We start from the raw sequence: 12,499 nt of genomic DNA, 5'->3' as shown, positions 1-12,499 counted from the left end.
TTCCGGGCGAAAGACCGGCGTTCCGAGCGAGCTGGAGCTCTTCCACCATGTCCTTGACCGCACCGCTGCGCGGCGTCGTCCCGCCCGTCTGCACCCCGCTCGACGACCGGGGCGAGGTCGACACGGCCTCCCTCACCCGGCTGGTCGGCCACCTCGTGGACCACGGAGTGCACGGCCTCTTCGCCCTCGGCTCGACCAGCGAGGTCGCCTATCTGACCGACGCTCAGCGGGCCACCGCCCTGCAGACCGTCGTCACCGCCGCCGCGGGCCGGGTCCCGGTGCTCGCCGGGGTCATCGACACCACGACCCCCCGTGTGCTCGCCCACGCCCGGACCGCCGGGGAGCTGGGCGCCGACGCCCTCGTCGCGACCGCGCCCTTCTACACCCGCACCCACCCCACCGAGACCGCGAGGCACTTCCGCAGGCTGCGCAGCACCGTCGACCTGCCGCTGTTCGCCTATGACATCCCGGTCGCCGTGCACTCCAAGCTCTCCGCCGCCCTGGTCCGTGAGCTGGCCGAGGACGGCACCCTGGCAGGCCTCAAGGACAGCAGCGGCGACGAGGGCGGGCTGCGCAGGCTCGTCGTCGAGCTGGGCGGGCGCGAAGGCCGGGCACAGGGACCCGTGCCGCACTTCAGCGTGCTGACCGGTTCCGAACTCACCGTGGACGCGGCCCTGCTGACCGGAGCCGACGGTGTCGTCCCCGGGCTCGGCAACGTGGATCCGGGCGGCTACGTACGGCTGTACGAGGCGGCGCGCGCCGGAGATTGGACGCTCGCCGCACGCGAACAGGAGCGGCTCGTCGAGCTGTTCGCCATGGTCGACGTCGGCCCGGAGCAGGAAATGGGCCGCAGCTCGTCGGCGCTCGGGTCCTTCAAGGAGGCCCTGCGGCTGCTCGGCGTCATCGACCGCGGCGCCACCGCCTTCCCGCAGATCCCGCTGTCCGCCGCGGCCGTGGACTCCGTCGCGGAGCGGCTGCGCGGCGCCGGTCTGCCGCCGGTCCGATGACCGGGCGTACGGCCGGAGCCGTGGTCATCGGCCTCGATCTCGGAGGTACGAAGATCGCGGCGGCGCTCTTCGCCCCCGACGGCGCGGTGCTGGCCCGGCACACCCGGGCCACCCCCGCCCGCGAGGGCGCCGCGGCGGTGCTCGACGCGCTCGCCGCCGCGGCGGCCGCGGTGGACCCGGACGGCCTGGCCGCCCTGGTCGGCATCGCCGCTGCCGGGGTCGTCGACCCCCGCAGCGGCATGGTCACCAGCGCCACCGACTCCATCCGGGGCTGGGCGGGCACCGCGCTCGGCGCCGGCCTCGCGGACCGTACGGGCCTGCCGGTGGCCTGCGACAACGATGTGCGCGCCACAGCGGGGCCGGAGCTCGACGCACTGGCGGACAGCCGGGGTTCGCTGCTGTACGCGGCCGTCGGCACCGGGGTGGGCGGCGCCCTCGCCGTCGACGGACGGATGCTGCACGGCGCCGCCGGCATCGCCGGCCACCTCGGCCATCTGCCCAGCGCCGAGGCGGCCGGGCTGCCGTGCACCTGCGGCGCCACGGGGCACCTGGAGGTCATCGCCTCGGGGCCGGGCATCGCCGCCCACTACGAACGGCTCACCGGCACCCGGCCGGACCGGCTCGAAACGGTCGCCGCCCGCGCCGCCGAAGGCGACCGGGCGGCCGTCCGGGCCATCACCACCGGTGCGGCGGCCGCCGGCCGGGTCCTCGGCGGCCTGGCCAACGCGCTCGGCCCCGACCGGGTCGTCGTCGGCGGCGGGGTCCCGCACATCGGCCCGCTGTACCGCGACGCGCTGGCCGCCGCCTTCGCCGCCGAACTGATGCCGCCCCTGCGAGGGCTTCTCCCCGAACCCCCGCTCCACGGCGCGGACGCCGCCGTGCTGGGCGCCGCTGCCCTGACCACCACCCTTCCCCTCCACCACCCGGGAGCCCACCGATGAACGCACAGGACCTGGCCGCCGCACTCCAGGGCCGGCTGATCGTCTCCTGCCAGGCGCCCCCCGGCGACCCGATGCGGGAGACCTCCACGCTCGTCCGGCTCGCGCTCTCGGCGGTCGCCGGCGGCGGCGCCGCGATCCGCGCCAACGAACCGGAGGTCGTCGCCGCGATCGTGGCCGCGGTCGACCTGCCGGTGATCGGCCTCTGGAAGGACGGCGACACCGGGGTGTACATCACCCCGACCGTCCGGCACGCCCTGGCCGTCGCCGATGCGGGCGCCGCCGTGGTCGCCGCCGACGCCACCGACCGGCCGCGCCCGGACGGCTCCACCTTCGCCGAGCTGGTCGCCGCCGTCCACGCGGCGGGCGCACTCGTCATGGCCGACGTCGCCACGCTCGCCGAGGGGATCGCCGCCGCCGGACAGGGGGCGGACCTCGTCTCCACCACCCTGTCCGGCTATGTGCCGGGAACCCCGGAGCAGACCGGCCCGGATCTGGACCTCGTCGCGTCGCTGTCGGCCGCGATCTCCGTACCCGTCGTCGCCGAAGGCCGTATCAACACCCCCGAGGAGGCCGCCGAGGCGCTCGACCGCGGCGCCCACAGCGTCGTGGTCGGCACGGCCATCACCGCGCCGACCGCCCTGACCTCACGCTTCGTCGGCGCACTGGCGCGGCGGGCGGATGACGGCGTGGACGGACCGGACCGGGTCTGAACCCGCGGGCCGGCCGGGCCGCGCCCCCGCCTCAAGGACGCGCCCGCCCGTCTGAGACGCTGTGCCCGCGCCCGACCAGGCGTTCCGCCCGGCCGGTCGGCCGTCGCACCTGATCCACCCGCAAGGAAGACATGCAGGGAGTCCTCACCGGATTCACGGTGATCGCCACCGTGATCGCCGTCGGTTACGTCCTCGGGCGCCGCGGTTATCTGGGGCAGGACGGCCGTGCCGTGCTGACCCGGCTGGCCTTCAACGTCGCGACCCCGGCCCTGCTCTTCACGATGCTCGCGGACGCGGACCTGTCCGTCGTCCTGTCGACCCGTCTGCTGGTCACCGCGACAGCCGTGGCCGCCACGGCCGGAGTCTTCGTCGTGGTGGCCGGGCTGTTCCTGCGCTGGGAGGCCGGACGGGTCACGATCGGCGCCCTGTGCTCCAGCTACGTCAATGCCGGGAATCTGGGCATCCCCATCGCCGTGTACGTCCTGGGCGACGCCTCGCTCGTCGCCCCCGTCCTGCTCCTCCAGCAGATCCTGGTGACCCCGCTGGCCCTGACCGTCCTCGACCTCGGCCGGCCCGGGGAACCGATGTCGTTCGTCCGGCGGCTGACCACCCCCCTGCGCAACCCGATGGCGATCGCATCGCTGGCCGGGGTGACGGTGGCGGCGTCCGGCCGGACACTGCCGGGACCGCTGCTCGAACCGCTCGCCCTCATCGGCGACATGTCGGTTCCCGCGGTCCTCATCGCCTTCGGGATATCCCTGCACGGCGGCGAACGGCCGGGCCGCGGGGAGGACCGGGGCGCGCTGTACCTGTCCGCCGGGCTGAAGACCGTCGCCCAGCCGATCGTCGCCTGGGCCGTCGGCGCCGGCCTGTTCGGACTGCGGGGCGAGGCGCTGCTGGACGTCGTCGTGATCGCGGCGCTCCCGGCCGCCCAGAACCTCTTCACGTACGCCTCGCACTACCGGGTCGCCGAGCGGTTCGCCAGGGAGTCCATCCTGCTGTCCACGCTGCTCTCGGTCCCGGTGCTGATCGCCGTCGCCGCACTGCTCGGCCGGTAGCCACCGGGCCGGACGGCCCGGGCGAAGGTGTGACGCAGACCACTCCCCGGTGAGAACCCTCGCGCCCCGTCCCGCGTCTGGCCGGTGTGAGACTACGTAAGAAGCGGCCCCCGGAACCGGCCGAGGAACACCTCCTCCGTCTGGTCGCCGACGGAGACCGCGGCGCGTTCGACGAGCTGTACCGGCTGACCTCGCCCTGGCTGGCGGTACGGCTGCGCCGCCGCTGCGCCGACGAGCAGATCGTCGCCGAGGTCATGCAGGAGACCTATCTCGCCGTGTGGCGTGCCGCCGGCGCGTTCGCCGGCAGCGCGGTCGGCGGGAGCGCCGCCGGGTGGCTCTGGACGATCGCGGCCCGCCGCCTGGTCGACGCCTTCCGCCGCCGCGCCCACCACGCCGCACCACCGGCCGCCGCCGCCGAGCACGCCACCGCCCCGGCCGCCGAGGACGAGGCGCTGGCCGCCGACGTCGGCGGGGAGGTCGGGGACGCCCTGCGGACCCTCGCCCCGGAACTGCGGCAGGTCCTCCAGGCCCTGGTGCTCGACGGGCTGTCGGTCCGCGAGGCCTCCGTCCTGCTCGATCTTCCCGAAGGCACCGTCAAGACCCGGGCCCGCCGGGCCCGTATCGCGATGAGAAGGGCACTGGCATGAGCGTCGAGCATCCGTCCGACCGGCTGGTCAGCAGCTACGCGCACGGCGACACCGATCTGCCCGCCGACGCACTGTGGGCCGTGGAGGCCCATCTGGAACAGTGCGCCCCCTGCCGACGCAGACTGGCCGGGGCGGCGGCCGAGGTGCCCGCCGTCACCGCCCTGCTGACCGCCGTCCGCAGCGATCTGGAACCGGCCCTGGACCGTTCGACGCCCGCGCCGCGCCGCCGTCGCCGCCCGACGGCCTGGGCCACCCCGGTGATGGGCCCCTGGCTGGCCATGGTCATCGGCGTGAGCGTCGTCGCGGTGCTGCTGGACCGTACCGCCGGCTGGACGCGCGGGGCGCCGCCCGTCCTGCTGCTGGCGCCGGTCCTGCCGCTCGCCGGAGTCGCCGCGGCCTGGTCACGCGGTCTGGACCCGGCGTTCGAACTGACCGCCGTCACCCCGCGCGCCGGCCTGTCCCTGCTGCTGCGGCGCACGGCGACGGTGCTCGCCGTCGTCCTGCCGGTGCACCTGGTCGCCGGCCTCCTGACCGGCGTCGCCCTCGCGCAGTGGCTGCTGCCCTCCCTCGCCCTCACCGCGACGGCCCTGGCGCTGGGCGGCGTCATCGGCGTCGGCCGCGCCACCGTCGCCCTGGGCGCGCTGTGGACCGTGGCCGTCCTCGCCCCGGCCGCCGCCCTGGGCCGCCTCTTCCTCCTCCGCCCCGAACACCTTCCCCTCTGGGCCCTGGCACTCGCCGCCGCCGTCGGCGTCGTCCTGGCCCGCCGCCGGTCCTACACCACCCCCACGAGCCTGTGATGACGCCCCGAAAGCCTGCGACGGCACCCCGCAAGGAGCAACCGATGACCGTTCCGACCGGCGCGCTCGACACCGCGCCACGCACCTACGTCCACGAGATCCACACCACCGGCCTCACCGTCGAGGTGGGCCGCCGCCACCGCGCCGTCGACGGCCTCGACCTCTCGCTGGGCACCGGGACCCACGGTCTGCTCGGGCCCAACGGCGCCGGCAAGACCACCCTGATCCGCACGCTCGCCACCGTCCTGCGGCCCACCGGCGGAGACCTCGAACTGTTCGGCCACTCCGTCCGCGACCGCGCCCACCACCGTGAGCTGCGCCGCCGCATCGGCTATCTGCCCCAGGAGTTCGGCTACTACAAGCGGTTCACCGTCCGCGAGTTCGTCACCTACATGGCATGGCTGAAGGAGATGCCCGCCCGCGACATCCCCGGCGCCGTGCAGCGCGCCGTGGAACGGGTCGGTCTGGCGGACCGGGCCGAGAGCCGGATGAAGGCGCTCTCCGGAGGCATGGTGCGCCGCGTCGGCATCGCCCAGGCCATCGTCAACGACCCCTCGGTGCTGCTGCTCGACGAACCGACCGTCGGCCTCGACCCGGCACAGCGCCTCCAGTTCCGCGCCCTGCTCCAGGAACTCGGCCGGGAGAGCTGTGTGCTGGTCTCCACCCACCTCGTCGAGGACGTCGCCGCGGCCTGCACCGATGTGGTGCTCTTCGACCGGGGCCGCCTCGTCTTCCAGGGCACGCCGGAGGCGCTGGCCGCCGCCGGAACCGCCGACCAGCCCGGCGACAGCCCGCTGGAACGCGGCTACTCCGCCCTGCTGTCCGGTTCCGACCAGGGAAAGGGCAGCTGGTGAACCTCCGCGTCCTGCGCACCGAACTCCTGCGCTCCGCCGCGCTCTGGGCCGGCCTCACCGTGCTCGTCGCCGGCTTCCTGTTCCTGTTCGCCATCGACGGCAGCTGGTGGCGCGGCACGGTCCGATGGACCGGCCAATGGACCTCGCTGGCCCTGTGGACCCGGGTGCTGCTCGCCTATCTGTGGCCCGTGGCCGCCGGAATCGGAGCCCTGTACGGGCTGCGCGACCACCGCTCCCGGATGCCGGAACTGCTGGCCACCACACCGAGGCCCGGCTGGCAGCGCGCCGCGACCCCGGCCACGGCGATCGCCGTGGCGCTGGTGACCGGCTTCGGCGCCCTGCTGGTGTGCGGCGGCGTCCTGGTGGCGCTCGGCCCGGCCTCGTACACCCACCTGGGCTGGCTGCCGATCTCGGCGGTCGCGCTGCTCGCCCTGGTGGCCGCCGGCGTGTTCGGCATGGGGGTGGCACGGGCCCTGCCGTCACCGCTGACCCCGCCCGCCCTGGCGGTCCTGTTCCTCGCGGCGAACGTCCTGCTGATGCAGCAGGGCGACAGCGAACTGCCCACCGCCCGGGTCGGATCGCATCTGTTCTCGCAGCTCTCACCGGCCGTCGCCGAACCGCGTCAGGCCCTGCTGACCCTCACCGGATCGGTACACCTGGGCCAGAGCCTGTGGTTCCTCGGCCTGCTCGCCACCGGCTTCGCCCTGCTCGGCGCCCGGAACACGCGCGGCAGGCTGCTGTCCGTCGTGCCCGTCCTCGCCGGAGCGGCCCTGGCGCTGCTGGTGCTGCCCGGCGACGCGCGCGGCAGCTACCGCGTCGACCCGGCGGCCGCCGCGCAGGTCTGCGAAGGCCGGGTGTGCGTAACGGAGTTGCAGCGCCCGCGACTGGAAGCGCTCGCCCCGACCGCCGCCCGGGCACTGGACGTCCTGGACACCGCGCTCGGCGACGTGGCGCCGCACCGGGTACGCGAGGAGACCGCGCTCCGGGCCGTCGGCGCGGACCGCCGGCTCGACGCCGGATCGGTGCTCGTGAACTTCGAGGACCCGCAGATCGGCGGAGCCGAGGGCGACCAACTGCTGCGCCGGCTCGTCGGCGAGGGCCTCGCGCCGAGCTGCCGGGCCCTCAGCTCACGGGAGTTCGGCGGCGACGGGGTGCTCGTGGTGCAGAGCGTGCTGGCGAGCTGGGCGCTCGGTACGTTCCGGCCGATCGAGGCCGATGTGTACGACCGCGACGCCCACCGCGCCTCCCTGCGCAAGACGTGGAAGGAGTTCTCGGCGCTCTCCCCGGAGCGGCAGCGCAACCGGGCCGCCGAGGTGCGCGAGGCCGCTCTTCGCTGCGAGTTCACCTGGGCCGAGGAACTGGCCGGGGGAGCACGGTGATGAACGGGCTCCTGCTGTACGCGCGGTCGCGGCGCGCCCCGGCCGCCGCGGGGGCGCTCCTCGCGTCGGCGGTCCTGTTCGGGGTGGCGGCGGCGGGCGACGGCGCGGCCGACCCCCGGCTGACCGTCCTCGCCGTGGCGGCCGCCGTGGCCGCGGCGGCCCCCGGGCTCGGCGGCCAGGACGCCGCCCTGGACCGGACCGCGGCGATCCGCTGGGCCCCGTTCCGGGCGGCCCATGTTCTGCTGATCGCCGCCGCCGTCACCCTCGTACTCCTGGCGGCGCAGTCGGCGGGGCGGGAGCCGGTGACGGCGGCGTTCCTGCTCCGGGACGCCGCCGGGCTGACCGGACTGGCCGCACTCGGGGCCGTCCTGTTCGGCGCGACGTACGCCTGGACTCCGGTCGTCGGCTGGCCCGCCGTCACGCTCTTCGCGCCACCGGACCCGGGCGGCGTCGCGGGCTGGCTGCAGGCCCCGGCCGGCTCGGGGCCCGCCGCCTGGACCGCCGCCGCACTGCTGACCGGCGGAGTCGCCGCCTACGCCGCGACCGGCCCCAGAAAGTGACGAACCGTCAATTCTCGTACGGGGAAGCGAGGGTGTAGAGCGTCTTCTCCGGGATGTGCCGGGTGTCCCGGCGGGCCAGCAGCCAGTACAGGGCCGCCGGGACCACGAGGCCCACGATCCAGGAGACGTCCGCGCCGCCCAGCGGATCCGCCAGCGGGCCCGTGTAGAAGTGCGTGACCAAGAAAGGGAGTTGGGCGAGGATGCCGATGCCGTAGACGGTGAGGGCGTCCCAGCGCCAGGCGCCGTAGCGGGCCCCTGGGTCGAAGAGCGCGGGAATGTCGTACCGCTCCCGCGAGATCAGGTAGTAGTCGACCAGGTTGATCGCCGACCACGGGGTGAAGAACGTCAGCAGGAACAGCAGGAAGTCCTTGAACGACGTCAGGAAGCTGTCCTTGCCCAGCAGCGCCAGCGCTGTCCCCGCCACCATGATGAGCCCGATGTACACGGCCCGGCCGCGCGGCGACAGCGTCCGCAGGCCCCGGAACCCGCTGATGCTCGTCACCATCGACATGAAGCCGCCGTAGGTGTTCAGCACATTGATGGTCAGCTTGCCCAGCGCGATCACGAAGTACAGGAACGACGCGATCAGCCCCGTGCCGCCCAGGCCGACCACATAGCCGACCTGGTTCGTCAGGAACGCCTCCCCGGCGGTCGCCGCCACGAGCACGCCGAAGGTCATCGACCACTGCGAGCCGACGGCCGACCCCGACAGCGTCCACCAGAACGTGGACCGCCCCGACGTCGTACGCGGCAGATAGCGCGAGTAGTCCGCGACGTACGGCCCGAAGGCGAGCTGCCAGGACGCCGAGAGCGACACCGCCAGCAGGAACATCGGCAGGTCGAAGCGCGCGTCGGCGAGCAGTGCGGAGAGGTCCACCCGGTCCAGCAGCCGGATGCCCAGATAGACGAAGGCCAGCGCGCAGACCACGCTCGCCACCCGCCCCAGGAGATGGATCACGCGGTAGCCGACCGCCGCCATCACGGCCGTGACGGGCCATGACGGCGCCGCCGAGCACATTGCCCGCCGAGCCAGAGGGTGAACTGACTGAACGCCGTCCCGTGCCGTTCGCCGTCCGGGACGACGTCGATGGAGCGGCGCCCCACCAGGTCTTCGGCTGCCATGACGCGGCTCCTGGTCTCTCGGTGGGGTGGTACCGCCCGCCCGGGCCGGCGACTGCCGGCCCGAGGCGGCTACTTCCTGATGCCGTGCTCGGCCGCCCAGTCGTTCGCGACGTCCTCGGGGTCCTTGCGGTCCTTGTCCACCAGGCGGTTGAGCTCGGTGAGGTCCTTCGTCGTCAGGACGGACCCGAGGCGGGCGAGCGCCTTGCGGACCGTCGAGTCGGCCTTGCGGTCGGCGATGAGCGGCACGACGTGCTGGCCGGGGATGAGGTTCTTGGGGTCGGTGAGGACGACCCAGCCCTCGGCGGCGATGTCGGTGTCGGTGGTGAACAGGTTCGCCACGTCCACATCGCCCTTTCTGAGGGCTCCCTTGACCAGCGGACCCGAGGAGTCGAGGGACTTGAACTCCTTGAACTCCACGCCGTAGACCTCCTTGAGACCCACCGAGCCCACCGTGCGCTTCTTGACCTCGGGCGCAGCGCCGATGACGAGCTTGCCGTTGTGCTTCGCCAGGTCGGCCAGGGACTTCAGCCCGTACGCGTCGGCGGTCTCCTTGGTCACGGCGAACGCGTCGGCGTTCTCCGCCTCGCCGTACGGGAGGATCTGCAGGCCGCGCGGCAGCAGCATCGCGAGGGCGTTCTGCATCGTGCCCTCCTCCGTGGCGGTGGCACCGGCGTCGAGGTAGTGCAGCAGCGCGCCCTGGTACTCGGGCAGCAGATCGATGTCGCCGCCCTTGAGCGCGGGGATGAGGATCTCGCGGGTGCCCAGGTTGGGGCGGACCCGGGTCTTCACCCCGGCCGCTTCGAGGGCGGCGGCGTAGAGGTGGCCGAGGACCTGGTTCTCGGTGAAGTTGGCGGTGCCGATCGTGACGCCGCCCTCGCTGGAGCCGCCGCCCCCGCCGCCGGCGCCGTCTCCGTCGAGGGAGGTGATGCCGCTGCTGCAGGAGGCCAGCGCGGGGACGGTGGCGGCGGCGAAGAGTCCGCCGAGGAGAGTTCTGCGGTTCATGGGGGCTCCTAGGCCTGGGCCTGCGTGGCGGGGCGGTGGCGGAAAAGGGCGCGCTGGAGCGCGGAGAGCGCGAGATCGAGGACGACGGCGACGACCGCCACGAGCACGGCGCCGCCGAGCACCTGCACGAGGTCGCGCTGGGCCAGCCCGTCGAAGACGTACCGGCCGAGCCCGCCGAAGGAGACGTACGCGGCGATGGTCGCCGTCGCGACGACCTGGATGAGCGCGAGCCGGAGCCCGGTCATGATCAGGGGCAGCGCGAGGGGCAGTTCGACCTGGAGGAGAACCTGGTGCCGGCGCATGCCCTGGCCGCGTGCCGCGTCCCGCACCTCGGGGTCGACCGCCGTCATTCCGGCGTAGGTGTTGGTGACGATGGACGGGACCGCCAGCGCCACCAGGGCGATGTAGACCGGCCACATCGACAGACCGCTGGCGAGGAAGACGAGGACCACCAGACCGACCGTGGGCAGCGCCCGCCCGAAGCTCGACAGGTTGATGGCGATGAACGCGCCGCGCCCGGTGTGACCGATGAGCAGACCGACCGGCAGGGCGATGGCGGCGGCGACGAGGGTGGCGAGCAGCGAGTACTGGAGGTGTTCGGCGAGGCGGTGCCCGATGCCGTCGGAGCCGGTCCACTGCTCACCGCTGACCAGCCACGAGCCGAGGCCCTTGAGGAGTTCGTACATGAGGTCAGGCCCCCTGCTTCTGCCGGCGGGTCCAGGGCGTCAGGACGTACTGGAGGGTGACGAGCAGGGCGTCCGCGACGATCGCGAGGAGCAGGGTCAGGACGACGCCGACGATGACGGGGGTGGGGAAGTTGCGCTGGAACCCGTCGGTGAAGAGCTGTCCGAGTCCGCCGTCGCCGATGTACGTGGCCACGGAGACCAGGGAGATCGCCATCACCGTCGCGATCCGTACGCCCGCCATGATCACGGGGAGGGCGAGGGGCAGTTCGACGGTGAGCAGGGTGCGCAGCGGCCGGGCGCCCATCGCCTTCGCGGCCTCCTTCGTCCGGGTGGGGACGGAGTCCAGGCCCTCGACGGTGTTCCGCAGGAGCACGACCAGCGTGTAGATCGTCAGGCCGATGACGGTGGTGGTGCGGGTGAGTCCGCTGACCGGCAGGAGGAGCACGAAGACGGCGATGGACGGAATGGTGAACAGGACGTTCGACAGGCCGAGGAGGAGCCCGCGCAGCCTGCGCACCCGGTGGGCCAGCACGGCCAGCGGGAGCGAGATCAGCAGGCCGAGGAGTACGGCGGTCAGCGCGGCCTGGAGGTGGGTGAGCGTCAGGGTGGTGAGATCGTCGGTGTGGTCGGCTATCCACGACCAGTCGACGCTCATGCGGCCACCGTGCTCGCCGCGCTGTGCACCTGGCCCGCGCGCTCGTGGATGTCCTCGCGGGAGGTGACGCCGGTGAGGACGCCGTCCGCGTCGACCCGGGCGACCAGGCCGCTCGGCGCGGCGATCGACTCGTTGAGCGCGGAGAGCAGCGAGTCGGTGTCCCGCAGCGGCCGGACGGGTATCTCGGCGTCGCCCTTGCTCTCGCTGTCGCGCCAGGCCAGCGGCCTGCGGGCGGAGTCGAGGGCGAGCCGCCAGCGGCCGCCTTCGGGGGCGGGGCCCTGGGCGACCTCTTCGAGCGTCGTCAGGGACAGCAGCTTCAGGCCGCGCTCCGCGCCGAGGAAGTCCGCGACGAACGCGTCCGCCGGACGGGCCAGCAGTTCGGCGGGGGCGGCGCACTGCACGAGATGGCCGCCGGTACGGAAGACGGCTATCCGGTCCCCGAGCCGTACGGCCTCGTCGATGTCGTGCGTGACGAAGACGATGGTCTTGTTCAACTCCCGCTGGAGGCGCAGCAGTTCGTCCTGCAGCTGGGTGCGGACCACCGGGTCGACGGCGCCGAAGGGCTCGTCCATCAGGAGGACCGGCGGGTCCGCGGCGAGTGCGCGGGCCACGCCGACGCGCTGCTGCTGGCCGCCGGAGAGCTGGTGCGGGTACCGCTTCCCCGCGTCGGCGGCGAGGCCGACCGTCTCCAGCAGCTCCGCCGCCCGTGCCCGCGCCTTTCTGCGGCCCCAGCCGAGCAGCAGCGGTACGGTCGCGATGTTGTCCAGGACGGTCCGGTGCGGGAAGAGCCCGGACTGCTGGATGACGTAGCCGATGGAGCGGCGCAGCTCGGCGGCGTCCTGTTCCAGGACGTCCTTGCCGCCCACCCTGATCGTCCCGGAGGTCGGCTCGACCATCCGGTTGATCATGCGGAGCGTGGTCGTCTTGCCGCAACCGGAAGATCCGACGAGGACGGTCACGCCCCCTTCCGGCAGGTCGAGCGTGAGGTCGTGCACCGCGGTCGTGCCGTTCGGGAAGCGCTTGTGGGCCTTGTCGAATTGGATCATGAGGAGTCCCTTGCCCGGCTGCATATCATCATGCA

13 protein-coding genes and 1 pseudogene are annotated in these 12,499 nt (G+C 73.6%); 9 read left to right on the top strand and 5 right to left on the bottom strand.

The features are described 5' to 3' along the window. The first annotated feature begins 47 nt into the window (after positions 1–47). The 9 genes from KV381_RS02950 to KV381_RS02910 all read left to right on the top strand — a co-directional run bounded on the left by KV381_RS02950 (position 48) and on the right by KV381_RS02910 (position 7,953). Entirely contained in the window at positions 48–1,007 is a 960-nt protein-coding gene (locus KV381_RS02950; protein ID WP_218784396.1) for a dihydrodipicolinate synthase family protein, read from the top strand. Beyond that, positions 1,004–1,948, top strand: coding sequence for an ROK family protein (locus KV381_RS02945; protein WP_030082977.1), 945 nt, complete (start codon positions 1,004–1,006; stop codon positions 1,946–1,948). The genes KV381_RS02950 and KV381_RS02945 overlap by 4 nt, the downstream gene beginning before the upstream one ends. Continuing rightward, positions 1,945–2,658, top strand: coding sequence for an N-acetylmannosamine-6-phosphate 2-epimerase (locus KV381_RS02940; RefSeq protein WP_030082979.1), 714 nt, complete (start codon positions 1,945–1,947; stop codon positions 2,656–2,658). Before KV381_RS02945 ends, KV381_RS02940 begins: the two co-directional genes overlap by 4 nt. A gap of 131 nt (positions 2,659–2,789) precedes the next feature. Beyond that, a complete protein-coding gene (locus tag KV381_RS02935) occupies positions 2,790–3,716 on the top strand; it encodes an AEC family transporter (RefSeq protein WP_218784395.1) in 927 nt (308 codons plus the stop codon). 86 nt (positions 3,717–3,802) lie between these two features. Next, positions 3,803–4,363, top strand: coding sequence for an RNA polymerase sigma factor (locus KV381_RS02930; RefSeq protein ID WP_030082983.1), 561 nt, complete (start codon positions 3,803–3,805; stop codon positions 4,361–4,363). Then, a complete protein-coding gene (locus tag KV381_RS02925; protein ID WP_218784394.1) occupies positions 4,360–5,160 on the top strand; it encodes a zf-HC2 domain-containing protein in 801 nt (266 codons plus the stop codon). Before KV381_RS02930 ends, KV381_RS02925 begins: the two co-directional genes overlap by 4 nt. A 44-nt stretch (positions 5,161–5,204) precedes the next feature. After that, entirely contained in the window at positions 5,205–6,014 is an 810-nt protein-coding gene (locus KV381_RS02920; RefSeq protein ID WP_030082987.1) for an ABC transporter ATP-binding protein, read from the top strand. Beyond that, positions 6,011–7,393 (top strand): hypothetical protein, encoded by a 1,383-nt coding sequence (locus KV381_RS02915; RefSeq protein ID WP_218784393.1) that lies wholly within the window; start codon positions 6,011–6,013, stop codon positions 7,391–7,393. Before KV381_RS02920 ends, KV381_RS02915 begins: the two co-directional genes overlap by 4 nt. Then, positions 7,393–7,953 carry a hypothetical protein gene (locus tag KV381_RS02910; RefSeq protein ID WP_218784392.1) on the top strand — a complete coding sequence of 187 codons (561 nt, stop codon included), beginning with the start codon at positions 7,393–7,395 and terminating at the stop codon, positions 7,951–7,953. Before KV381_RS02915 ends, KV381_RS02910 begins: the two co-directional genes overlap by 1 nt. A gap of 7 nt (positions 7,954–7,960) precedes the next feature. Here KV381_RS02910 and KV381_RS02905 read toward each other — a convergent pair. The 5 genes and pseudogenes from KV381_RS02905 to KV381_RS02885 form a co-directional block, all read right to left on the bottom strand. After that, a pseudogene (locus KV381_RS02905) lies at positions 7,961–9,075 on the bottom strand (cytosine permease). Positions 9,076–9,144: 69 nt separating this feature from the next. Beyond that, a complete protein-coding gene (locus tag KV381_RS02900) occupies positions 9,145–10,077 on the bottom strand; it encodes an ABC transporter substrate-binding protein (protein ID WP_030082995.1) in 933 nt (310 codons plus the stop codon). Between the two features lie 8 nt (positions 10,078–10,085). After that, the gene (locus KV381_RS02895) at positions 10,086–10,763 is read right to left on the bottom strand and encodes an ABC transporter permease (protein ID WP_030082997.1); all 678 of its coding nucleotides are present in this window, start codon (positions 10,761–10,763) and stop codon (positions 10,086–10,088) included. A 4-nt stretch (positions 10,764–10,767) separates the two neighbouring features. Continuing rightward, on the bottom strand, positions 10,768–11,418 hold the full coding sequence (locus KV381_RS02890) for an ABC transporter permease (RefSeq protein ID WP_030082999.1): 651 nt from the start codon (positions 11,416–11,418) through the stop codon (positions 10,768–10,770). Continuing rightward, entirely contained in the window at positions 11,415–12,488 is a 1,074-nt protein-coding gene (locus tag KV381_RS02885; RefSeq protein WP_030629283.1) for an ABC transporter ATP-binding protein, read from the bottom strand. The genes KV381_RS02890 and KV381_RS02885 overlap by 4 nt, the downstream gene beginning before the upstream one ends. Positions 12,489–12,499: the final 11 nt, after the last annotated feature.

Source organism: Streptomyces sp. WY228 (assembly GCF_019287315.1).
GTDB lineage: Bacteria > Actinomycetota > Actinomycetes > Streptomycetales > Streptomycetaceae > Streptomyces > Streptomyces caviscabies.
The sequence above is the reverse complement of the archived record's forward strand: the minus strand, read 5'-3'. Positions and strand labels throughout refer to the sequence as shown.

Coding starts and splice junctions, on each gene's coding strand:
- KV381_RS02935 (WP_218784395.1), top strand. CDS start 2,790: ATGCAGGGAGTCCTCACCGGATTCACGGTGATCGCCACCGTGATCGCC.
- KV381_RS02925 (WP_218784394.1), top strand. CDS start 4,360: ATGAGCGTCGAGCATCCGTCCGACCGGCTGGTCAGCAGCTACGCGCAC.
- KV381_RS02945 (WP_030082977.1), top strand. CDS start 1,004: ATGACCGGGCGTACGGCCGGAGCCGTGGTCATCGGCCTCGATCTCGGA.
- KV381_RS02910 (WP_218784392.1), top strand. CDS start 7,393: ATGAACGGGCTCCTGCTGTACGCGCGGTCGCGGCGCGCCCCGGCCGCC.
- KV381_RS02890 (WP_030082999.1), bottom strand. CDS start 11,418: ATGAGCGTCGACTGGTCGTGGATAGCCGACCACACCGACGATCTCACC.
- KV381_RS02895 (WP_030082997.1), bottom strand. CDS start 10,763: ATGTACGAACTCCTCAAGGGCCTCGGCTCGTGGCTGGTCAGCGGTGAG.
- KV381_RS02885 (WP_030629283.1), bottom strand. CDS start 12,488: ATGCAGCCGGGCAAGGGACTCCTCATGATCCAATTCGACAAGGCCCAC.
- KV381_RS02950 (WP_218784396.1), top strand. CDS start 48: ATGTCCTTGACCGCACCGCTGCGCGGCGTCGTCCCGCCCGTCTGCACC.
- KV381_RS02920 (WP_030082987.1), top strand. CDS start 5,205: ATGACCGTTCCGACCGGCGCGCTCGACACCGCGCCACGCACCTACGTC.
- KV381_RS02940 (WP_030082979.1), top strand. CDS start 1,945: ATGAACGCACAGGACCTGGCCGCCGCACTCCAGGGCCGGCTGATCGTC.
- KV381_RS02900 (WP_030082995.1), bottom strand. CDS start 10,077: ATGAACCGCAGAACTCTCCTCGGCGGACTCTTCGCCGCCGCCACCGTC.